This window comes from Paenibacillus sp. Y568 (assembly GCF_059445545.1).
The window spans coordinates 175,101-197,975 of record NZ_JCAIUM010000006.1 but is presented as its reverse complement, the minus strand read 5'-3'; the positions used below and the strand labels follow the sequence as shown (position 1 = coordinate 197,975).

At 40.8% G+C, this 22,875-nt stretch carries 21 protein-coding genes; 14 read left to right on the top strand and 7 right to left on the bottom strand.

Annotation, left to right across the window (positions count from 1 at the left end; all coding sequences use genetic code 11):
* Window positions 1–119 precede the first annotated feature (119 nt).
* Complete coding sequence (gene yaaA / locus AC1D7X_RS10900; protein ID WP_495475224.1) at window positions 120–872, top strand: peroxide stress protein YaaA; 753 nt, start codon at window positions 120–122, stop codon at window positions 870–872.
* 246 nt (window positions 873–1,118) lie between these two features.
* Here yaaA and AC1D7X_RS10895 read toward each other — a convergent pair whose 3' ends face one another.
* Together AC1D7X_RS10895 and AC1D7X_RS10890 are read right to left on the bottom strand one after the other, a co-directional pair.
* A complete protein-coding gene (locus AC1D7X_RS10895) occupies window positions 1,119–2,894 on the bottom strand; it encodes an ABC transporter ATP-binding protein (RefSeq protein WP_495457056.1) in 1,776 nt (591 codons plus the stop codon).
* Window positions 2,881–4,656: an ABC transporter ATP-binding protein gene (locus tag AC1D7X_RS10890; RefSeq protein ID WP_495457055.1), complete on the bottom strand. Its 1,776-nt coding sequence runs from the start codon at window positions 4,654–4,656 to the stop codon at window positions 2,881–2,883. The genes AC1D7X_RS10895 and AC1D7X_RS10890 overlap by 14 nt, the downstream gene beginning before the upstream one ends.
* Before the next feature lie 161 nt (window positions 4,657–4,817).
* Between AC1D7X_RS10890 and AC1D7X_RS10885 the strand changes: the two genes are divergently transcribed.
* The 5 genes from AC1D7X_RS10885 (at window position 4,818) to AC1D7X_RS10865 (ending at window position 9,273) form a co-directional block, all read left to right on the top strand.
* Window positions 4,818–5,444 (top strand): RNA polymerase sigma factor, encoded by a 627-nt coding sequence (locus tag AC1D7X_RS10885; protein ID WP_495457131.1) that lies wholly within the window; start codon window positions 4,818–4,820, stop codon window positions 5,442–5,444.
* Window positions 5,441–6,265 carry a hypothetical protein gene (locus AC1D7X_RS10880; protein ID WP_495475223.1) on the top strand — a complete coding sequence of 275 codons (825 nt, stop codon included), beginning with the start codon at window positions 5,441–5,443 and terminating at the stop codon, window positions 6,263–6,265. Before AC1D7X_RS10885 ends, AC1D7X_RS10880 begins: the two co-directional genes overlap by 4 nt.
* Window positions 6,255–7,136: an ABC transporter ATP-binding protein gene (locus tag AC1D7X_RS10875; protein ID WP_495475222.1), complete on the top strand. Its 882-nt coding sequence runs from the start codon at window positions 6,255–6,257 to the stop codon at window positions 7,134–7,136. Before AC1D7X_RS10880 ends, AC1D7X_RS10875 begins: the two co-directional genes overlap by 11 nt.
* The gene (locus AC1D7X_RS10870; RefSeq protein ID WP_495475221.1) at window positions 7,133–8,269 is read left to right on the top strand and encodes an ABC transporter permease; all 1,137 of its coding nucleotides are present in this window, start codon (window positions 7,133–7,135) and stop codon (window positions 8,267–8,269) included. Before AC1D7X_RS10875 ends, AC1D7X_RS10870 begins: the two co-directional genes overlap by 4 nt.
* Window positions 8,270–8,385: 116 nt before the next feature.
* Window positions 8,386–9,273 carry a spermine/spermidine synthase domain-containing protein gene (locus AC1D7X_RS10865; RefSeq protein WP_495475220.1) on the top strand — a complete coding sequence of 296 codons (888 nt, stop codon included), beginning with the start codon at window positions 8,386–8,388 and terminating at the stop codon, window positions 9,271–9,273.
* Window positions 9,274–9,332: 59 nt separating this feature from the next.
* Here the strand turns inward: AC1D7X_RS10865 and AC1D7X_RS10860 are convergent, their stop codons facing one another.
* Together AC1D7X_RS10860 and AC1D7X_RS10855 are read right to left on the bottom strand one after the other, a co-directional pair.
* Window positions 9,333–10,013 (bottom strand): formylglycine-generating enzyme family protein, encoded by a 681-nt coding sequence (locus AC1D7X_RS10860; RefSeq protein WP_495475219.1) that lies wholly within the window; start codon window positions 10,011–10,013, stop codon window positions 9,333–9,335.
* A 24-nt stretch (window positions 10,014–10,037) separates the two neighbouring features.
* Window positions 10,038–10,403, bottom strand: coding sequence for a DUF4180 domain-containing protein (locus AC1D7X_RS10855; protein WP_495457130.1), 366 nt, complete (start codon window positions 10,401–10,403; stop codon window positions 10,038–10,040).
* Between the two features lie 321 nt (window positions 10,404–10,724).
* Here AC1D7X_RS10855 and tnpB point away from each other — a divergent pair, with 321 nt between their 5' ends.
* Entirely contained in the window at window positions 10,725–11,876 is a 1,152-nt protein-coding gene (gene tnpB, locus AC1D7X_RS10850) for an IS200/IS605 family element RNA-guided endonuclease TnpB (RefSeq protein WP_495457049.1), read from the top strand.
* A 157-nt stretch (window positions 11,877–12,033) separates the two neighbouring features.
* Window positions 12,034–12,717 (top strand): hypothetical protein, encoded by a 684-nt coding sequence (locus AC1D7X_RS10845; protein WP_495457048.1) that lies wholly within the window; start codon window positions 12,034–12,036, stop codon window positions 12,715–12,717.
* 407 nt (window positions 12,718–13,124) lie between these two features.
* On the opposite strand, the gene AC1D7X_RS10840 is transcribed toward AC1D7X_RS10845, so the two are convergent.
* Together AC1D7X_RS10840 and AC1D7X_RS10835 are read right to left on the bottom strand one after the other, a co-directional pair.
* Window positions 13,125–13,664, bottom strand: coding sequence for a PadR family transcriptional regulator (locus AC1D7X_RS10840; protein WP_495457046.1), 540 nt, complete (start codon window positions 13,662–13,664; stop codon window positions 13,125–13,127).
* A gap of 45 nt (window positions 13,665–13,709) precedes the next feature.
* Window positions 13,710–14,897, bottom strand: a complete 1,188-nt coding sequence (locus tag AC1D7X_RS10835) for a YhgE/Pip domain-containing protein (protein WP_495457045.1) — start codon at window positions 14,895–14,897, stop codon at window positions 13,710–13,712.
* A gap of 292 nt (window positions 14,898–15,189) precedes the next feature.
* Here AC1D7X_RS10835 and AC1D7X_RS10830 point away from each other — a divergent pair, with 292 nt between their 5' ends.
* Both AC1D7X_RS10830 and AC1D7X_RS10825 read left to right on the top strand, forming a co-directional pair.
* Window positions 15,190–16,287: a nucleotidyltransferase domain-containing protein gene (locus tag AC1D7X_RS10830; RefSeq protein ID WP_495475218.1), complete on the top strand. Its 1,098-nt coding sequence runs from the start codon at window positions 15,190–15,192 to the stop codon at window positions 16,285–16,287.
* A gap of 191 nt (window positions 16,288–16,478) precedes the next feature.
* Entirely contained in the window at window positions 16,479–17,039 is a 561-nt protein-coding gene (locus AC1D7X_RS10825) for a hypothetical protein (RefSeq protein WP_495457043.1), read from the top strand.
* A gap of 94 nt (window positions 17,040–17,133) precedes the next feature.
* Here the strand turns inward: AC1D7X_RS10825 and AC1D7X_RS10820 are convergent, their stop codons facing one another.
* On the bottom strand, window positions 17,134–18,042 hold the full coding sequence (locus tag AC1D7X_RS10820; protein WP_495457042.1) for an EamA family transporter: 909 nt from the start codon (window positions 18,040–18,042) through the stop codon (window positions 17,134–17,136).
* A 143-nt stretch (window positions 18,043–18,185) separates the two neighbouring features.
* Here AC1D7X_RS10820 and AC1D7X_RS10815 point away from each other — a divergent pair, with 143 nt between their 5' ends.
* The 4 genes from AC1D7X_RS10815 to AC1D7X_RS10800 all read left to right on the top strand — a co-directional run bounded on the left by AC1D7X_RS10815 (window position 18,186) and on the right by AC1D7X_RS10800 (window position 22,783).
* Window positions 18,186–18,839 (top strand): M48 family metallopeptidase, encoded by a 654-nt coding sequence (locus AC1D7X_RS10815; protein ID WP_495457041.1) that lies wholly within the window; start codon window positions 18,186–18,188, stop codon window positions 18,837–18,839.
* Window positions 18,840–18,988: 149 nt separating this feature from the next.
* Window positions 18,989–20,374, top strand: coding sequence for an MATE family efflux transporter (locus AC1D7X_RS10810; protein WP_495475252.1), 1,386 nt, complete (start codon window positions 18,989–18,991; stop codon window positions 20,372–20,374).
* Between the two features lie 196 nt (window positions 20,375–20,570).
* A complete protein-coding gene (locus tag AC1D7X_RS10805; RefSeq protein ID WP_495457039.1) occupies window positions 20,571–21,257 on the top strand; it encodes a response regulator transcription factor in 687 nt (228 codons plus the stop codon).
* Complete coding sequence (locus AC1D7X_RS10800; RefSeq protein ID WP_495475217.1) at window positions 21,257–22,783, top strand: sensor histidine kinase; 1,527 nt, start codon at window positions 21,257–21,259, stop codon at window positions 22,781–22,783. The genes AC1D7X_RS10805 and AC1D7X_RS10800 overlap by 1 nt, the downstream gene beginning before the upstream one ends.
* Window positions 22,784–22,875 lie beyond the last annotated feature (92 nt).

Genomic DNA, 22,875 nt, shown 5'->3' with positions numbered 1-22,875 from the left:
AAACGTACGAAGCGGCGGCAGTCAACAAATTTCACGAACTTACCCCAAGCCTGCGTTGATTAAGTGTGATAGGATAAGGGTATATTTAATTCCCCGCGGGGGTAAGAAAAGGGTGCATCATGAGAATTATTATTTCGCCTGCCAAGAAGATGAAAAGGGACACTGATATTTTTGATTGCCGCCAGATGCCGCAATTTATCAGTGAAACGCAGACGCTTCTGGCCTTATTACAAAAGTTGAATTATGAAGAAGCCAAATCGTTATGGAAATGCAATGATGCCATCGCCACGCTGAATGCGGAACGGATTCGGGACATGGATGTCATGAGGAACCTTACACCGGCTATTTTTTCTTATGAGGGGATCCAGTACCAGTACATGGCACCTGGGATCCTTCAAACAGAAGAGCTGGAATATCTTCAGCAACATTTACGGATATTGTCCGGGTTCTATGGAATCGTTCAGCCATTTGACGGCGTTGTTCCATACAGACTGGAGATGCAGGCTAAGCTTAGCGGACCTAGTTTCGCCAATATCTACGAGTTCTGGAATAGAAAACTAGCGGATCAGCTATTTTCAGAGACTGACATCATTCTGAATCTGGCCTCTAAGGAGTACAGCAAGTGCATCTCTCCATATGTTGGTGGAAACGTTCGAATGATTAGCTGTGTATTCGGGCAGGAAATTGATGGCAAGGTAGTTGAGAGAGCTACCCTGATCAAGATGGCCAGAGGGGAAATGGTACGCTATATGGCCGAACGCCAGATCACGTCTGTGGAGGATATTAAAGGCTTCGACGGGTTTGATTTCAGCTTCTCGGATGAGCTATCGAATGATAGTACGTATGTGTTTATACAAAAACAAAATAAATAGCGTAAGTAGTACATTTTGGGTAATCTTGAAGGCGGTTGAATAACCATCTTCGGGGTTACCTTTATTTTAATTCGCTATTTTTTGGCTTCAATTTATAGCGATATCGTAAATGGATATGTATGAAATTAGCCTAAGAGATGGGTGGTTATCTATACTTTTGTTATACGAAAAAAAGACATCCTTCGCACAAATAGAGTGTGAAATGGATGCCTGAAAATAAAAATGGAATACGTTCGAAGTAGCTGATTAAGCTTCCATCTTCTGCGCCGTGTAGAGCCGGTGATAAAGGCCACGTTGTGCGATAAGCTCATCGTGTGAGCCACTTTCTGCAATGCCTTTGTTGGACACATACATAATGCGGTCGCAGTTCTTCACGGTGGACAGGCGATGAGCAATAATGAACGAGGTACGTCCCTTAAGCAACTCATTCAAGCCCTTCTGAAGCAAGCGTTCGGTCTTCGCATCAATCGAAGAAGTTGCTTCGTCCAAGATAAGAATACGAGGATCAGCCAAAAGCGTTCTAGCGAACGAAATGAGCTGTCGCTGTCCTTGAGATAGCTTGGAGCCACGCTCGTTGACCTCTGTCAGGTAGCCCTGATCGAATTCACGGATGAATTCGTCGGCACAAACGGTTTTTGCAGCAGCGATGACTTCTGCTTCGGTGGCATCCAGTTTGCCATAACGGATATTGTCCAAGATGGTGCCGGAGAATATGAAGCTGTCCTGTAGCATAATTCCCATTTGGCTACGAAGAGATTTCAGTGTAACCTGCGAGATATCCTGTCCGTCGATAAGAATCTTACCACTAGAAATATTATAGAAGCGTGAGATTAGATTGACGACTGTCGTTTTACCTGCACCTGTTGGTCCTACAAGGGCTATACTTTCTCCTGCTTTGACATGGAAGGTGATATTCTCCAGGATATTGAGTCCCGGGTCATAAGCGAAGGTTACGTTATCAAAGGTAATATGGCCGGATACAGAAGGAAGCGCCTTAGCATCCGGAATATCGCTGACAGTAACTGGCTCATCTAGCGTTTCAAAGATACGCTCAAGATAGGCAACGGCGTTGATGAAGTTATTGTATAAGCTCGAGAGATTCAGAATCGGCTGCCAGAAGCGGGCAGCATAGCTACTCATAGCTAGAATGACACCAAGTGTCATACCCTCAGGACTGAGTGTCAAGAGACCCACAAGGAAAATCATCGATGTAACGATAGTAGACAAGTTGTCGACGGAGAAGGGGATAAGCATGTTGTAACGTAGAGCCTTCATCCACTCCGTGCGGAAACCGCCTGCGAGACGTGTGAAAATCCCCTCATTGCGTTGTTCCCGGGAGAACATTTGCGTCACTCCGATGCCGCTGATGCTCTCTTGCAAATAAGCATTTAGGTTGGAGTTTTTGTTAGACACAGCCTGCCATGCTCGGCGCTGTTTGGTTTTGATCAGCAGCATGATGCCTAGGAACACGGGCAATCCTGCAAGGATGACGAATGAGAGCCGGACATCGACCGCAAACATAAAAACCGCGATAAAGAGCAAATTCACGATTTCTAGAATAAAGTTAATAATACCGTTGGACAGTACATCTGAAACAGAGTTAACGTAGTTCACGACCCGGATGAGGATCTTACCCTGCGGCCGGTCGTCATAATATTTAAAAGGTAAGTTCTGCAGGTGCTTGAACAAATCCGTGCGGATGTCGAATATAATATCTTGCCCGACACTTGTCATGATACGTGATCGTATGGTAGCCAGATAAACGCTGACAACAATGGCCACAAGCATCAGTGCGGACCAGCCCAGTAATGCAAGCTTCGCTTTTGCCGGAATGGTCACGTCGACCACATGCTGCATGATAAGCGGAGCTGAGAGTGAAATGGCCGCAGAAAGTGCACTAAGCACAAACGCTACAATCATTGGTGTTTTCTTTCGTTTGATATATACCATCGCACGTCGGAAGTGTTTGATATTAAACGGCGATTCAAGATTTTCATCGACGTCGAATTTATTCCTTGCCATTTGCAATCACCTGCCTTCCAATACCCTCGTTCTGCAGTTTGAATACTTCATAGTAATAGCCTCGTTTCGCAAGCAGTTCGGCATGTGTGCCTTCTTCAATCAGCTTCCCATTATCCAAAATGAGAATACGGTCAGCTTGTGAAGTGGTAGACACCCGCTGTGCGATAATGATCTTCGTGCAAGGATAATCTAGCTCGCGTAGACTTTTCTGAATGTGTTCCTCTGTCTCATTATCTACAGCAGAGGTTGTATCATCCAGAATCAGGATGGGACGATGAACTGCTAAGGCTCGTGCCAATGCTATACGTTGTTTTTGACCTCCAGAAAGACCGACACCACGTTCCCCGACAACGGTATCATAACCTTCAGGCATCTTGGTGATGAAGTCGTGTGCGGCTGCAAGCTCGGCATAGCCTATCGCATCTTCTTCTGAAAGATCGGGATCGCCATAGGCGATATTTCCGTCGATAGTATCGGAGAATAAGAGGACATCTTGGGTTGCCATACCGATATTACCTCGAAGCTCATCAAGTTCCAGCTCTCGCACATCAACGCCATCTACGAGTACACGCCCTTCGGCTACATCGTAGAAACGAGGGATCAGGTTGATGATTGTCGTCTTGCCCGATCCCGTCGAGCCCATGATTGCGATGGTTTCACCGGGTTCAACGGTAAAACTAACATCGTCCAGTACGATTGCGCTGTCATATTTGAAGTGGACATGATCGAACTCAATACGTCCTTCGTAACGGCGTTTGTCTACGGATGTATGCTCGTTTACAATGTTAGGCCGGGCGTAATAGATGTCAATGATTTTGGATAAGCTCGCAAAAAAGCGCTGAATGTCGTTGATAATAATACCGATGTTGCGCATCGGGTTGGATATGGCCCAGATCAGTGACGAGAAGGCCATGAACTCACCAAAAGTGATCCGACCCTCCATAAGGAACAACCCACCGGCTAACATAAGAATGACGTTGAAGCCTTGTGCAAAGGATTCCAGATAAGGAAAATAATCAAGCCAAACAAGGGCAGCCTTTTTGTTAGCCGTGGAATAGTTGACATTCTTCTCTGTGAATTTCTGTATCTCGAATTCCTCGCGGGCAAATGCCTTGACTACACGGTTGCCTGAAATATTCTCCTGAGTAGTCGTATTAAGTTGGGACAGCCGCTCGCGTAGGTCAATATACATGGGACGGACACGTTTGGCGAATATGTAAGCAACAATAAAAATAGGAGGTGACAAAATAAGCATCCACAGCGTTAGCTCAGCATCTATGGTTAGAAAATAGATAACGGCGGCTATGAAGATCGTTAACGATTCAATGATCGTTTTGAAAATCCACGCCATAGAGTGACGGACCATGTCCAGATCACCTGTCATCTTCGTCATGAGATCACCAGTGCGGTTATGATCGTAATATCCCCTGTCCTGTCCCTGAATCTTGTTGTACATATTGATACGGATATTGTACATCATATTTTGCGAGGATTTCTCGTACTGCATGGTCGTAAAATAAGCTAGTCCTGTACGCAGTAAAGAAAATCCAATCATGCCCAGGCAGAGCATAATTAATAATTGCCGTTCTTGTGTAAGATTCTGCAGGGCATTGTCACCAGCTATAAACGTGTCGACAATGCGCTGACTGATGTAAGGATTCACGATCGTGAGACTTGAGCCCACTACCGAGAGGCAGAGCGCCAGAATGTATCGCGTTCGATTTCCCTCTAAGTTCTGCCATAGCCATTTCAGTTCGAACATCTGATCACCTATTTCTTATTGTGTTACACTCTTGCCTGAAAAGAGTGAATAAATCAAAGTGATTATAACATTATCGAACGATCAAGTATCGATTATGGTGAAATTTTCTTGTTACAATCATTTGAACATTTTGAAATAATGACATGTGCATCTATTAAAGGATAAATTTCGTAATTATATGTAGAAAGAGAGGGGGAGGAGAAATCAAAGAAGACAAATGGGTTCGTCAGGCAAAGGAAGGTAATGAGGCGGCAGTCGAGTTGTTGATTCGTCATACCTACGATGATATTTATCGTTTTGTGCGATGGAAGGTGTTTGATGCTGATTTAGCTTGGGACTTATCACAAATGACGTACGAAAGGGCTTGGCTTAAGTTAGATACCTTTCAGGAAGAGCAAGGTAGTTTCCGAACATGGCTGCTTACCATTGCTCACCATATCTGTATTGATCACTTACGCAGTAAGGCTACCAGACAGGCGGGGCTAACCGAGAACTTAATGGATCACATTCCTGCGAATGGAGATTTTCTCGATGGTGTGCTTATGAAAGAAGAGATTAGACAGGTTTACACAGCTATTCAATCGCTACCATATGAGCAACGTAATGCGCTGCTTTTACGATATAAAAGTGATCTTACGTTTACGGAGATTGCTACTGTAACAGCAGAATCCGAATCGACGGTAAAGTCGCGGGTACGGCGTTCGTTAATTAAACTGCGTGATATGCTGAGCCAATCTGCTGAAGATAGGTCATCCTCTCATTCCTACAAGAAAGGAAAATTGAAATGAAGCGTACTTATAATCATAGGGACGACCTAGATCTTAATTCACAGGACGAGCTGTCAGAAGATACTGTCGAGACGTTAGTAAGACATATACAGCTAATGCCTGAGTATCCACTACCTAAAGGTTTTGTTGAAGAAGCTATGTCAAATTGGCGTAAGTCTAAGCGTTTGCTTCCTTCACCCGTCGAACCATCTCATCTAAAACTGGCTCAGAAGGCTAAAATAATTGTTTCCCAGGGATTGTGGAGGGACGTTGTGTTGGGCGTGTTAATGTTTGTGATAGGTTTCCTCATTCTGAGTGTCAGTGAGCTGGTTCCAGCGATTCTCATTCTACCCGTTGCAGGCTGTATTCCCCTGTTAGTCGTCATCGCTAATACGGCTAGACATACCCTGTGTGGTATGGGGGAACTCTCGCGAAGTCTCCGCATCCCGATACACTGGTACATGCAAGCCCGACTGTTGTTCATCGGTATGGTGGCTTTACTGCTTAATATCACCGTTATCGCTGTTATTTTCCCAGCATGGGGTGGGGAAGTTCTGATGCGAGTCGCCCTGCTATGGTGTACACCCACCCTTATGAATGCAGCTATTGCTCTAATGCTATCCGCCCGTATTCGTAGCTTTGGGCAGTTAGCCACCGTGCTGGTTCTACTCCCTATCTTTTGGCTGATCCTGTTTTCGAGCGAGTCGGCTATCAGATGGACAGCTTCTATTGATTTAATTAGGCTCTCGCTGCTAGCCATTGTAACGATGGCCATACTAGTGGGGACGATCATCATGAATGGAAGATATCTTAAAAGGGGAGGTTTTTTAAGTGGAGCTTGAGTTACACAATATCGTACACAGTTTCAAAAAAAAGCGTGTTTTAAACAACATCTCAATCTCCATGACGCCTGGCATTTATGGTCTTTTGGGACCTAACGGAACGGGAAAAACGACACTAATGCGCATTGTGGCCGATGTACTGACGCCAACTCATGGACAAGTATTGCTAAATGGGCAGGACAAGGATGCGATGGGTGAACAATATCGTGCGCAGCTTGGTTACTTACCTCAGGAATTGGGCATGTACAATCACTTTACTGCACGTGATTTTTTATATTATATAGCGGCTCTTAAAGGGCTTACTAAACAAGAAGCAAGTAATCGAATGGAGGTACTCGCTCAAACGCTTAATCTGTCTGGAGAGCTAGACAAAAAATGTGGCAAATATTCAGGCGGCATGAAACGTAGACTTGGGATCGCCCAAGCTTTGCTTAATAACCCGCAGATTCTTATATTAGACGAACCAACGGTCGGACTTGATCCCATGGAGCGTGTACGCTTTAGAAATATGATATCGGAAATATCTAGTGATCGAATCGTTATTTTATCTACACATATCGTTCCTGACGTCGATCATATTGCCAAGCAGGTACTACTGATGGGACAGGGTAAACTGCTACGCCAGGGCACAATTAACGAATTAACAGCCGAATTGCGAGGGAAAGTATGGCAAGCGATTGTTCCCAGACGACGGCTAGCACAAATAGAGGAAAGGGGAGATGTGGTTAATATGCAGCAACTTGATTCTGAGTTAGAACTGCGAGTTGTCAGCAAGGAAGCGCCTTGCGAAGGTGCTGTCCAAGTAACTCCGTGCCTTGAAGATGTGTATATGCATTATTTCCGTTCTAAAGAGAGGGTTATATCCAAATGAAACGTTTAATCATGTTTGAGCTGCGCAAGATTATGGTCCGTAGAGTTTGGTTTGCCATGGCAGCGTGTGTCGCTATAACGATATTTTTCTTCGTAGAAACGGCTCCAGCACCGGGGATGAATAGTATTATGGCTGTACAAAAGGAGAGACCGGATCTTATTGCTGCTCATGAGGGTCCGATTCAAGATGCTCTAGCCAAGAAATACGCACCAACGTTGGAAATGGAGCGAGCTGAAGACACCAAAGGGAGCAAAGAAGAGAAATTAGAGCGGATTTTACAGCAAAATTATGCTGTAGCTGCTTATCAATCGAGTCTATTTAATGATCGCTTAAAGGATCTAAGAGTACAGAAGGAGCATTTGGAGTCTCAACACGTAACGGAATCCTATACTCACAAAAATATTAGTAAAAAGCTCACTATGATGGAGAGGATCGATCCTCCTGGTTTTTATGTGACAATGAATTGGAGAGATCTATTTTATTTTATCTCAGAATTATCAAGTCCTAGCATTTTATTTATCGGTCTTGTTATGGTGTTGGCACTAGCCCCGCTGTATTCAGGAGAAGCAAGCTACAGAATGGATTCGCTTATTCTATCCAGTAGATATGGTAGGCGAAGTGTTGTCGCTGCCAAATTAATCGCAGGATTTATGTTTACGTTTGGTTGGGTCACTGCTTTCTATGGGATATGTGTCATCGTAAGTTGTATGCCAAATGGATTTGTTGGTTGGAATGCTCCACTCAGCAGCTACCTTAGGGAGAGTCCTTACGCGTTGACAATACTTCAGGCATTTTTCCTGCAATATGTAATAGCTTTAATGGGTGCTTGCGGACTATTGTTATGGACGGCGCTTATTTCCGCAGCATTCAAGAACAGCTTAAGCAGTTTTGGATTGGCCATGACGTTGGTCATTCTGCCGTTCATCTCGCTCCCTGGAGTTATTGGAAAGGTAATCCCATTACTTCCTACCAGCATCATGGCAAGCAGTAACTTAATTAAGAATTATAAGTCATATGATATATTGGATACACCTGTTCTATATCTGAACCTATCTATTGCAGTCACGGTTATTGTGGGGATTGTCATACTACTACTCATTCCGAAGACTTTTGAAAGACGGTTAAAGGTATGACGCACATAATACATCGTTCTACGAGCCGAACCTCACTTTGCTTCTTGAAGCATATGACCGTATAATTCATGGGTATTGAATATTGAAGTGGGAAAATTCAAAAAACAGGTGAGCATATGGAATGTAATAAAGGAATATCAGATAAAATAAAAGAAGATAATCACAAATTATTTACGGTACTAAGTCATTATTTGAATAATTCACCGGACTATATTAACGAAGAAGAAATGAATGAGATGATCCAAAGTGGAGTAACTTCTGAATATGCTTTTAAATTAATGTTAGCGGCTGCTTTCGGTCTTGATATTGTGGACAATGTTAATGATAAGGATTTCTTTAACAAGTATTTTAACAACATGGTCCATCAACTGGATGCCAATGAATATCAGGATAATCCATACTATAAGAATATCAAGATCCCAACGATCAAGATCGGTAATAGTGAACTGAAATATGAGAAATATAAACCTTATGAAGGTTTTGTTTGTAATGATATCATTCAAACTGAAGAGGGGAGACAAATTCCTCAAATCGGATTTTTTGATACGGAATTCAGTTTTCCAGCCGTATTAGAAAACGATAGAATCTGGATGACGATTACACCGAATGAAATTGAAACGATGAAAGAAGCGGTCGATCAAGCATTTGGTGACGTACTTACTTTTGGACTTGGGCTTGGCTATTATGCGTATATGGTATCTGAACAAGAGAATGTGGAAAGCGTTACGGTTGTTGAAATGAATGAAGATGTCATTTACTTATTTAATAAATATGTATTACCACAGTTTCAGAATGCGCATAAGATTAAGATTATCAAAGCAGATGCTTTTGAATATGCTCAAAGACACATTACTCCCGGGACATATGATTTTGTATTTACTGATTTATGGCATGATGTTTCGGATGGGATAGACATGTATTTAAAAATGAAAAAGGTTGAAAACCAAAGTCCTGATACGATATTTACGTATTGGATCGAAAAGTCCATGTTATGTTATTTGTAAAGCCTGATATTTCAGGCTTTTTCACATTTTACTTACCATTTGCTTGAGAATTAACCCCATTACAAAGACCGCGCAAGGCGGAATCCAAGGTCATCGATCCCAAACGATGGGTGACTGCGACGGCGACATGAAGCCCCACAACCTCTGTCCTCTTCAGCCCAGCTACCACCTCGAAATATTCGATAGGAACCATATACGTTCTCGTCATATAGATCCCAGCACCATTCCCAAACGTTCCCTAACATATCGTACAGACCCCATGCATTAGGTTCCTTTTGTCCTACCACATGAATGTTGTCTTCTGAATTATCTTTGTACCAAGCGATTCTTTCTATTTCTCCGTATCGATATCCTGTGGTTCCTGCTTTACATGCATACTGCCACTCTGCTTCTGAAGGAAGGCGATAACCGGTTGCTTCCCAATCACAGAGAATTTCTTCACTGTCATTACTTATAGAATAACACTCCGTTAATCCAGCTTGTTGAGAAAGTAGATTGCATAAGTAGATAGCCTCATTCCATGAAATATTTACGACGGGCTTCTGATATCCATCAATAGAAATAGGCGATTTATTCGTAATGGAACAATACATCTCCGTTGTTACCTGATATTTCGAAAGAAGGAATGGTCTTATTTCGGTTGTCCATATCCGTTTAGTTCGGTCGTCTCTTAATTCTATTTCCCCGCCTGGGATGTGGACCATCGGATCATCATCATAACGCTTGTATCCATCGGACATGAACCTGCCTCCTTATCATCAGAGTTAACTAATGCTCAATTTATGAAGAGCTTGTTGTTCATTAGACATGAAAAATAGATCCTTCCCGTTATTACTCTCATACATAAAGTCTTTAAAATTCTTACTTGAATACTCAGAAAAGTCGCCAATGATCGCAATCTTTACGTGATAGTTAATAAACTTTTGCAATATTTCACCTGCAAGCCGCGTTTTTAAGTTGAAAAAGTCGTCACATATGGCTGACTTATTTATAATAATTCGATGACAACCAGCTTCATAATTTACGGTTGCTATCAAATCCAACGCCGACTGAACATCTGTTATCAGCATCTCACTGTCGCTTATAACAGCTATTTCTACATTATTCTCTTTTATTTTGGTTATTCTCATCGTTATCTCCACCATTCATAGCTTAATATTAATTCGTTCTTCACGACGTAATCTATATGATATGGGCTACTCTGTCAAGGATAGCAAAATGATTGACTTGGTTCCTTTATATAGACAACAAGGGAAATAAGAATACGTCATCGAATAGTAAATATGTTGGTCAAATCGAAGGATATGGTCATTCTCGGCAGTCCTAGGTTCGCACACCACCTGATGCAGCTTGATGAATTAGTTTTCGCAAACTCGTGACTTTAGTCGTGAGTTAGAATACAGAAACACAGATCCGGGAATACATCGAAAATCAGAAAGTGAGGTGAAGCTATGTCAATTAAAAAAGCTTATAAGTTCCGAATTTATCCTAACAAAGCACAAGAAACTCTAATTGCTAAAACGATAGGATGTTCAAGATTTGTTTTTAACCACTTCCTAAATAAGTGGAATGAAACATACAAGGAAACAGGCAAAGGATTGACATATGCATCATGCTCTTCTGAACTCACAAATCTCAAAAAAGAAATAGATTGGCTAAAAGAACCAGATAAGTTCTCTTTGCAAAACGCTTTAAGAAACTTAGATGATTCTTATAAGCGATTCTTTAAGAATCAGAATGATGCTCCAAGGTTTAAAAGTAAAAAGAATCCTATTCAGTCCTATCAAACGAATTTTACAAACGGAAATATTGCTGTTATGGACAACAAGATTAAGTTACCGAAACTTGGACTTGTTCGCTTTGCGAAATCGGGAGAAGTAGAAGGACGCATTCTAAATGCTACTATTAGACGCAACCCTTCTGACAAATATTTTGTATCTATACTTGCGGAAACAAATGTAGATTCACTTCCAAAAACAAATAAAGACGTCGGAATAGATGTGGGGCTTAAAGATTTTGCTATTCTGTCTGATGGTACAGTGTTTGGTAATCCTAAATTCTTTCGAACACTAGAGTTTAAGTTGGCAAAGGAACAGTGTATTCTTTCTAGAAGACAAGAGTTAGCGTTGAAGCAAAAACGTCCACTTATTGAAGCTAAGAACTATCAGAAGCAAAAGAAGAAAGTCGCACGTATCCATGAACACATAACCAATGCTAGAGCAGACTACTTACATAAGATCTCTACTGAAATCATCAAAAACCACGATGTAATCGGTATTGAAGATTTATCAATAAGTAACATGCTTAAGAATGGTGGTCTTGCCAAGGCAATCAGTGAAGTATCGTGGTCGCAATTCAGAACGATGCTTGAATACAAAGCAAAATGGTACGGAAAACAGGTTGTAGTCGTAGCTAAGAACTTTGCAAGTAGTCAGCTATGTTCAAGTTGTGGATATCAAAACAAAGCCGTTAAGAATCTTGCATTACGTGAATGGGATTGTTCAGAATGCGGAAGCCATCACGATAGAGATATTAACGCAAGCTTAAATCTTAAAAATGAAGCGATAAGATTTCTAACCGTAGGAATTACGGGGATAGCCTAATCCATTAGAAGCCATTAGGTTTCCGTACTTAGGAATCATGTCACTTTAGTGATGAGTAGTTCAATAGTAGCTAATGGACCATTTTTTCTCTGTTGCACCTTTTATTAATTAATATATGGTAAACTTGGGACATTGTTGAATAGTAGGGGGAAGGTATATGAACAAGAAATATTGGGTGGGGTTTATTGTGGTAGTGTTCTTGCTAGGCAACGTAACCGGAGCCTGGGCAGGATCTGCTTGGAAGGAAGTAAAGGCGCTCTTTAATCCTTCGCTCAAAGTGGAATTGAACGGTCAGGAAATCGATGGTGTCAAAGCATTACAGTACAATGGAAGTTTATATTTGCCCGCTAAGAGCGTTTCTGATTATTTCGGTCTAAATTCGAAGCTCGTTTTCGACAACAAGACAAATAAATTAATCATCGGCGGTCCCATGTACGTGCATTTGGATGATCGGGACACCGCGAACTTCTTCCAGATTGTCATTAACGGCAATTGGAGGCCCTCTGTAATGACTGATAATTGGATGTTATACAGCAACTATTATATGGGAGTGGACTTCCGATTAGAGTCAGAGGAAGGCTTGAGCTTGGACAAGTATGTCAATCAGGCATTAAAGAATGCGTTCAAGTACGTCAAAGTGAACAAGCAAACGAACACAAAGGTCGACGGAGCAGAAGCCCAGGTGATTGATTACGAGGCAAGTGACACGGTCGGTAAGTTGGTCTTCATCCAAAAGGATACCAATTTCGCAACCCTGCTGTTCTTTGTCGATAAGACTCGGTATCAGGCTAAAGATTTGAAGGAATACGAAAAAATTATTGCAAGCTTCAACATTCAGTAGACTCCGAGATATGGAATCTTGAGTCGAATATCAATATTAATTAACGGGCGCGCCGGATTTGGAGCCCCGTTTTTTTTTAATAAACTTGCCGTTACAGACAGCGCGGTTAACTGTATCGCAAGTAGTGTAAAGCAGAGAATCGAGCTTGAAATTGCAGGTTAGGGCTTAGGATGTCTAGGCATTCGACACATGAGGAGTGTATAACAGAAAATAATTTTAAGTATAGAAACGGCATTAATAATTACAACTGAAATACAATCTTCCATTACGCCAACGGGAGACGATAGCCCAATTAACCACCTTTTGACACAGGAGGTCTTCTTAGGGTCACAACTCAACATTATAATTTAACATAGCCATGTTGTTAAAAAGAGAAAGCCTTGGACTAAATAGTCCAAGGCTTTCTTTTATATGGTCTTATTTTTTAACTTTTCTAATAGAGTTTCCAACCAGTGGGTGGATTGCTCGATTAGAGATCCAAAGTAGCTATCCATGAAATCGACAACTTCACGAATGGAATCATCTACATCCATTTGATGGTATATTTGATTCATATACTCTGTTTTCTTTCGTGACTGTTCGATTTTCTTCTCGATAATCGGAATCACTTTGTCCGTTTCAACATAACGGAGATTCATAAGACCGACAATCATATCTGAAATCGATTCTGAGCTCTCTATTAACTGATATATTTTGAGTGGGAGTTGCTTACGTCCTTTATCAGTAATGGTAAATACCTGCTTATCTGGACGATGTTCTTCTTTAATAATCTCAACTTGTTCAATTAAGCCTTGTTTCGAGAGTGAATCAAAGTGATAATACAGTTTGCTTTCAGTAAGATTACCCATTTTATCAAATGGAATAGGATGAGATAGTTCTTTTTTTAATTTATACGGATAATTATCTTCATCCATTAACTTACTTAAGATATAAATTTGAATTGACATCACAAACCCACTCCTAATTTGTTGGCTAACTACATATTACCAAACTTAGGCGGTTAATTCAGCTTTGTTTTTCTCTTCAATAGTTTGTGTAGTTTCTTTAGTCACAGCCATTGGTTTATGAACAAACCGGACGATTACAACGTTGATCAGCATCGCACCGACGAATACCGCTGCTAATCCCCATAAGAATGGTGCTGGGCTGATCGAACCAAACATTTGTGCCAAGTAAGCTTGCACAGAATAATACATCGGTGTGATGCGGCCGAACCAGTCGTATGGTGTATACATCATCTCACGAGGCATAGTCGCACCATTAGCAAGTGTTTGCATCAATAGGATTGGAATATTTAGAACCATACCCCCTTGACCAGCTAAGAAGACCATCATTGCGCAGACGTTAAATGCAGCCATAAACATTAGAATTTGCTGACCGGCGACTGGCAGAAGTATAGATAAGTCTATATTTGCAACAGAGAATGCAATAGCCATAGCGAAGACTGTTGCTACTACCGCGATAATAAGAGCTGTTAACTGTACGTAAACAAATAATTTTGTCTTACTTGCTTTTCCACGGAATGCTACAAATGAACCAACTAATTGCAATGATGCAATCATAGCACCAGTATAGGCTGCCATCGTTAAGAACATAGGTAACATGTTGTTATGCATGCCATCTGGAACATCATTGATAACTACATAATTCCCAACATAACTGTTTTCTATTTGTGCAGCAAGAGCCGCGGCTTGTTCTTCAGGTACCTTGAAGTTCTTTAATATACCTTGTGCCGTTTGCTCTGAGAAGTTCGAGCTTAATTGATTGTTAATTTGTGATACAACGGAAGACATCGATGAAGATACCATTGTGGCGGAAGCTTCGTTGACTGTGAAATCAATACCTGCGGATACTTTGCCACTTTGAACATTGGCAGAGAACTCTGCAGGAATATGAACAACTAAAGCTAACTTATTATGCTCTAATTCATCCATTGCTTTATTATTTGTAACATCTGTTTTTATCGTTTTGAATGGTAAGCTTTCTGTAAGCTGACTTGAAATCTGAGCTCCATATTCACCGGCATCATCATTAACGATTGCGATTTTTAAGTCATCCATGTTTCCTGGAATTGCTGCATATCCCGGGATGAAAATTCCAAGCATGGCTACGGCATAGAACACTGCCATAAACATAGAGCCAATGGCCCCTTTAGATTTCAAAAATTGTTTAAACTTCAATGTGAATTTCCTTTCTCTTAGACGCTTTTTTTATAGTACTTTAATTAAAGTACTTTGATCAACTGTGATATATCTTACAATAATATAAATTGAATGTCAATTTTAGTTTGATTTGAATGAAAATAAGACGCCAGGAACGCTCCTGTACGTCTTGTTTATTTTTCTGTTGGGGCTTGATCCGATGACCCTTTTATGTGGTAGAGATTGAATATAATTGAAGTCGGACTACCTATTCTATCACGATGCTAATATAATAAAATTTAGGCGGTATATGATGGAGAGGAAGATAAATATGGATGACGTGATTAGACAAACAATCATAAATAAAAATGAAAATCTTATTCGTATGGTTATTGAACGTGCAAAAAGAGATTTTCCAGAGGATATTGCAATCATTGGGCTTACAGGTTCATTTAGTACCGGAGATTTCCATGAAAAAAGCGACCTTGATCTAATTATCATTAATAATACTGACCGTGGTTGGGGCATATCTTCCTGTTTTATTCTGGAGGATGTCGGATATGATATATATTGTACTCCTTGGGATACAAGGATAGAGGATCAAGCGAACCTTGAGAGTGAAATGGTTTCGTGTCTGATTGATTTACAGATATTATATTGTGCAAGGCCTGAATATTTGGAAAGGTTTAATGAATATAAACAGAGAGCACTCGATGCATTGGCAAAACCTATAGGGAGCGACTGCATTAGTAGAGCAAACAAATGTATAGCTATAGCAAAACAGGAATATACCAATACATTACTTTCGGATGATCTAGGAACAATAAGATATGCTTCATCTGAAGTGGTATACAACCTGTTAAATGCTCTGACGCATTTGAATAATACCTATTTTAAACGGGGCATGAAGAGACAGTTGGAGGAAATATGTACTTATACATATAAACCCGATCATTTTGAAAGAATATATATGGATGTGATCGAAGCTAAAACAATTGAAGAAATAAGAAATACATCATATGTTCTCCTAAAAAGCGTAGTTGATCTTTATGACAAAATGAATGAGCAATTTGAAGAAAAACCTATACCGACCTATGATAATCTCCGTGGCACCTATGAGGAATTATGGTGTAATATCCGCAATAAGGTGATCATCAGTGTGGAGACAAATGATAAATCTTATGTTTACCAGGTTGCTATGAGTGCACAAAATTACTTTGACGAAATGACAAAAACAATAGGAACAACAAAGATTGATTTAATGCAGTATTTTGACGCAGATCATCTTCCTGTATTTAAAGAAAAATTTCTGCAGGCTATGGATAACTATTTGGAGGAATACAACAGGGTAGGAAGAAACGTCGCACGATACGATACTTTCGAGCAATTATATAAGCAATATATGATGCTGAACACACCCAAGCAATAGCACAATTACTGGTTTACTAGGCCTCTTTCTGAGATTCTTATGTAAATTACTTAAAGATGGATAAGGTATTACGCTGATGTCTTCATGGACTTCAGCGTTTTTATTATGTGAAGGCATAAAAGAAGAAAAGAAGTAGAAACTATGTTCACATTGTAGTAGTAAATACAAATGAATTCCATGGAGGTAACGTAATGGTACACAACAATAAGAATTTTCAGAGACACATTCAAGCATCACTTCTAATCCTCATCTGTATGTTCACGATACTAAGTGGCTGTTCAAAGGCAGAACCTGAATCGCAAAGATCAACACCTTCAGCAGAATCTCCAACACCAACGGAATCCAATAAGAATAACACAACAGAACAACCTAATTCACAATCAGATGTAACCGGGTCGGAAACAGCGGGACTTCCCACAGGTGTGCAGATCAAAAAAGTTGTCAAAGAAGAGACATTGAAAAATGGTGTTCATAAAAAGGTGGAGTTATTAACAGATGGTGGTAAACGAATTACAATTACCGATTCAAACAATGAGATAGTGATTCAACATCTTGAATATGAAGGGATGATTCTAACGGTTAATGGAAATGAAGTTACCGTTCAAGTGGAAGACGGAGGACATCAAACCTTGAACATCCCTAATAAAGTAGTGATTGAAGATGATGAGAAGCTTGGGTTGAACAAAGGTGTTGAAATCGAGTGGGAGGTAAACACAGATGGACAAATTCAGAGTGTCGAATTAGATAATTGATTTTGATTTCGGATAATAATTTACTACATCTTTAACGAACTAAAACAGTCCTAAGCAGTTGAATTGCTTAGGACTGTTTCTATTGTAGAAACTATTACAGCTCATCAGCAATACCTAACAATGCGATACCTAGAATGACGACCACAATAACTCCGTATTGCACCTTGCTCAGTCTTTCTTTGAGGAATATTCGCGAGAGTATGATGGAGAATATGCTATATGAAGCAATGAGAGGTGCTGCTATAATAGCGTTACTAGACATAGCGAACACATAGAAGAACTGTCCGGTTGTCTCCAAAATAGCCGCGCAACCTTTGTCTCTTTCTTTGAATACGTTGAACGGCTCTTTCTTGATGAACTTGAGGTATATAAATGTAAATACGGCACAGATAAAAAAGGTAAATTCATAAGCCAGTAAGGCCGAGTCTTCGCTGATCAGACTAAGTTCATCTAAATAGATCGCGTCAGCGAAAGTTCCAAGTCCATCGATTATACAATATAGAATTGGGAACATTATGGCCATGAAGCCAATCTGATATTTCTTATCGATTTGTGTGGAGCTATCTCGGAGGGCAGCATGTTCTGCACGCTTCTCTAATACAGCAATTCCGACAACGCCCAGGGTGATAATAGCCACACCTAATAGTTCAACAATACCCAACTCATGCGTGAAAAAGATGAACAATAGTACAGTTGTTACAGCTCCAGAAGAATTCTGTACGGGAGATGCAATGGAGAGGTCAATATATCGGAGACCAATATAGCCTATTGCCATGGATATGATATACAGTGCAGATACAGGGAAGTATCGGATTAAGTCTATGGGATCGAAGGTAATTCCCTGGATAAACATATATGCTGTGCCATGAATACCCATGACCAGACCAACGATGATGACGATTTTAATATGGCTGAATCTATCGTTGCTATCAGTCCCTTTCTTATAAAAAAGGTCAGCACCTCCCCAAGCAAGAGCAGTTATTAAAGCAAATATAAACCACATGATCATAACTCCTTGTTATCAATTATCTTTAATTTAAAATGTTGTATGATTGTTCACAAAGCTTCACTATTATAATCAATGTACGAGGGATGTCAAGCGGGTGTCAGGTTTGAGAATGATTTTATAGAAATGACGGTGTACTTATGAAAATTGAAATTGGAAAAAATATAATAGAATATCAGGTTCAATATGGTCTTAGAACTAAAATATCTTTGCATATCGATTCGTTAGGACTCATAACGGTTAAAGTTCCAAGAGATACAAATGAAGAGACGATTATAAGAGCGATCAAACAGCAAAGTAAGTGGATCCAAGAGAGATTACATCTTATAGCAGCGGTTCAAGAAACCCATAAGCCCAAAGAATATCAGGATGAGGGTAAGTTTCTATATCTGGGTAAAGAATGTCTTCTTCATGAATTGATAGATACGAATGGTTTAGGGGAAGAGGAACTCAAGAAGAATCTCAAGAAATTTTATTTCTCTAGTTGTAAGAAAATTGTAGGGGAAAGAATAAAAAGCTACCAAAATCAACTAGGAGTTAAGCCCAAAACGATTGAAATTGTAGAGTCTTTAACGAAATGGGGAAGTTGTAGTTCAGACAAGAAATTGACTTTTAATTATCTTCTAGCCATGGCTCCACTTGAAGTGATCGATTATGTGATTATCCATGAACTATGTCATCTGACGCATATGAACCACGATCGGTCATTCTGGAGACGACTTGGTAGTGTGATGTCCGATTATAAGGAAAAGGAACAATATTTAGCAAAACATGGACGATCGATGACACTTTAAACATAACGGGGAACGGGTGCATTTTAAATTAAATGTGTTCTTTTTTGTTATTCACTGTACACTTCGGTTAAGAGTGATATAATGAGCGGTGGTTTGATAAACCATGTGTAGCACACAATTCTGACAAAGAAGTGATAAAAGTGAATAAAATGAACCAAAGTATGAACCAAAAGGTAGTTTTTTTACTAAATAAGTATTTTACAGGCGACTCCATTGATTACAAGCAAATTATCGCGATCATCATTCCGATATTTGTGGACCAAGCATTTATCATTCTAATGAGCTTACTGAATACGGCGATGATCAGCTCCTCAGGGGTTGCTGCTGTTAGTGCAGTGAGTATGGTGGATTCGCTGAATATTTTCTTAATTAATGTGTTTGTCGCTGTCGCAACTGGGGGTACCGTCATTGTTGCGCAATATAAAGGCAGTGGGAATCAGAAAATGGTATCCAAGGCGGCTTCGCAAGCTATAACCGCTGTTGCGATGTTATCTGTTCTAATCAGTACTTTCGTTATTGTTTTTCATACACCGACCTTAAACTTGCTATTTGGTAATGCTGATGCTGACGTATTTCACAATGCAAAGATCTTCCTGATCGGTAGTTGTATCTCATATCCCTTCATTGCCATTTTTCAAGCTGTGAGTGGTGTTCTTAGAGGGGTTGCGGAGACGAAAGCCTGTTTGGGATTATCGTTAATTATGAATATTACTTATCTGTGTTTAAATATCCTATTAATTACGGTATTCGACATGGGTGTCATGGGACTAGTGATTTCTATGATTCTGGCAAGAGTATTAGGAATGGTTACATCGTTAATCTATTTAACGAAGTATAATCAGACGTTACAATTTAAATTAAGAAATGCACTGCGTATTGATTTTTCCATTTTTAAAAAAATAATGTTTATTGGGGTTCCATTTGCTGCAGAACAGATGTTTTTTAATGGGGGTAAACTATTAACCCAGACGTTTATTGTGCAGTTGGGAACGATCGCGATGACGGTGAATGCCATTAGTGGTTCCATATCGCTACTGTTTCAAATCGGAGGAAATGCACTTAGCATTTCCATTGTAACGGTCGTTGGTCAATGTATAGGCCGAAGAAATATTCAGGATGCAAGGAAATTCATTAAATCTTTTATTGGACTTTCAACAGCATTTTTCTTGGTCGCAACAGCCATAATACTGCCGCTATTCCCGCTGATTGTAGGAATGTTCTCTCCACCAGCCGATATTATTCCGTCCATCTTTGCACTGACGTTATTAATATCGATTGCTCAACCTTTATTGTGGTCATTTAGCTTTATTATGCCTTCGGCATTACGTGCAGCTGGGGACTCCAAATTCACATCGATCTCTTCTTTACTATCTATGTGGTTGTTCCGCGTCATTCTAGGTTATATTTTAGGAATTACGTTTCATATGGGTATTATGGGTGTATGGGTTGCTATGGTTGCTGAATGGGCTATTCGTGGATTCGTCTTTGCATGGCGATTCAAAGGTGATAAATGGTATGCTCACAAGTTGATCTAGAATAGAAGTAAATAATCTCAATTATTGTAAGATGAATTGCACCCCCATAGAACAGACATTGGAGACCCGTAAGGTGTAGCTGATTGTTCTAGGGGGTGTATTTTTATGGGAAAAGGTTCTTTAATAAGATACATGGATGCTTCAATATATAGTGTAATATGTGTGACGAAAATAAATGGGAAGGAGTTATACATACATGACAAAGGTACTCGTAGTAGATGATGAAGTTAGTATTTCCAGTGCCGTGGCATATGCTCTTCGAAGAGAAGGTTATACGGTGGAAACAGCTGGAGATGGTCAGGAAGCACTGGATTGTGTAGATACATTCAAGCCGGATGTCATGGTGCTTGATGTGATGATGCCACGGCTAAGTGGATATGATGTCTGTCGGAAGTTAGATGACCGACACCGTCCGGCCATTCTTTTGTTAACTGTAAAGAACGATATTGTAGATAAGGTGCTAGGGCTGGAGCTCGGTGCTGATGATTATATGACTAAACCTTTCGATATGCGAGAAATCATCGCCCGAGTAAAGGCGTTATCACGTAGACGTGTGAATCAATCTGTTGAGCATTCCCCACAAGGGCAGTACCAGTTGGCAGGGCTTACGATAGAAATGTTCAGTCGTACCGTTCGTATGGAAGGGCAAGTACTCGACTTAACACCCAAGGAATTTGATCTGCTTGTGTTGTTGGCGCGTAATCCTGAGCGCGTATATTCTAGAGAAGCACTACTAGACCAAGTATGGGATATGGATTTCGCTGGCGGAACCCGAACGGTGGATATTCACGTGCAGCGATTACGCAAGAAGTTAGGGAAGCTCCAAGGTGTGATCCAGACGGTATACGGCATTGGATATAAGAGCACGGAGTCTCCCTATTGATGAAGAGAAAAATACGTATTGGATTGAAGGGAAAGGTAGCTTTACTACTAGCTTTACTCTTAGCGTCCGTTCTAATTGTGCTGAGCACGCTCGTTCTTGCAGGAATACGTGAGGATCAGCGTAGTCGCCTTGAACAATCATTTGCTCATGAAGCAGCAACGGCAAACTTGAGAGTACGACAAGAATTTTTGACAGGAACCCGAGTAACACCAGAATTATTCATGCAACAGAGCGGTCAACGTCTTGCGGTTGATCTGGGTGCGCAGAGCGGCATGGCGATCACTCTCTATCAAGCAAATGGTTCATTCGCGGGCACCTCACTTCCAGTTCAACCTAGAACAGATGTTAGCGATGCCCTGGCATATACGGCGAGAGGACAATCGGCCTACATAACAGAAGGAGATCAAATCCTGTATTTAGCCCCATTATACCAAGCGAATGAGCGACTTGGGACGATACAATTCCATGCTTCACTTGCAGAACAGAATGCCTTTTATTTGCGGATACAGAATCTATTTATCGTAGCGGGGGTAGCCGTTCTCGGAGTTGGATTTCTCATTGGGTACATCTATGTATGGCGTCAGGTGAACGTTATCGCAAGATTAAATCTAGCGGCTAAGCAGATAGGCGAAGGGAAGTATCTCGATACACTCCCAGTTCGTAGGAGGGATGAGCTTGGGGAGCTTGCGGAAGGGATATATGAGATGAGCGGAAGCATCTCTTCTTCTGTTAACCAGCTTACGGAAGAAAGGCTGAAGCTACTGGATGCTATCGCACGGTTGCAGGAGCTGGAACAGCAGCAGAAGCAGTTTATCGGTAATATTAGCCATGAGTTAAAGACACCACTCACTTCGATACTGGCTTACGCTGACCTTCTAGAGATGTACCACGATGATCCGTCTTTATTGGAAGAGGCTAGGATTCAGATCGGAAGAGAGGCGGAACGGCTGTATGAACTTATAGAGAAGGCGCTTCAGTTATCTTCGATGGACATTTATGATTTCGAGACAAAGGTGGATCATGTTCAAATACGTCCCCTTCTTCAAGAAGCGGCTGACCGTATGCAGGCGAAGGCAGGGAGAAATCAAGTGGCCTTAGAGACTCATGTAACAGAAGGAACAGCGTGGGTGGATCCAGAGAATGTGATGCATATGGTGCTTAATTTATTGGATAATGCTATAAAATATAATAAGCCTGGAGGAACGGTGACGCTCTCAAACCATTCGGTGAAGAATGTCAACGGTGACGATCATATGGTCATTGAAGTACTAGATACCGGCATTGGTATTCCAGACGATGTGCAGAGTCGCATATTCGATCCTTTCTATACGGTCAGTGGTGACCGATCTAGAGCGCATGGTGGAACAGGACTGGGATTATCTCTCGTACGCAGTCTGGCAGAGAAGCAACATGGCTCGGTCAGACTCGTTAATTCCAGTATCCATGGCTCGAAGTTTGAGATTACTGTACCCATGAATCCTCTGATAGCTGAACAGCATTTAAAAGAAAGCTCAGACGCTCATTAGTCTGGGCTTCGTTTGTATTATCATGCATGTTAGAACTTAAGATGAATACTCCCGCCACTTACCAACGCTATCGCTTTGGCTGAAGTGGGGGT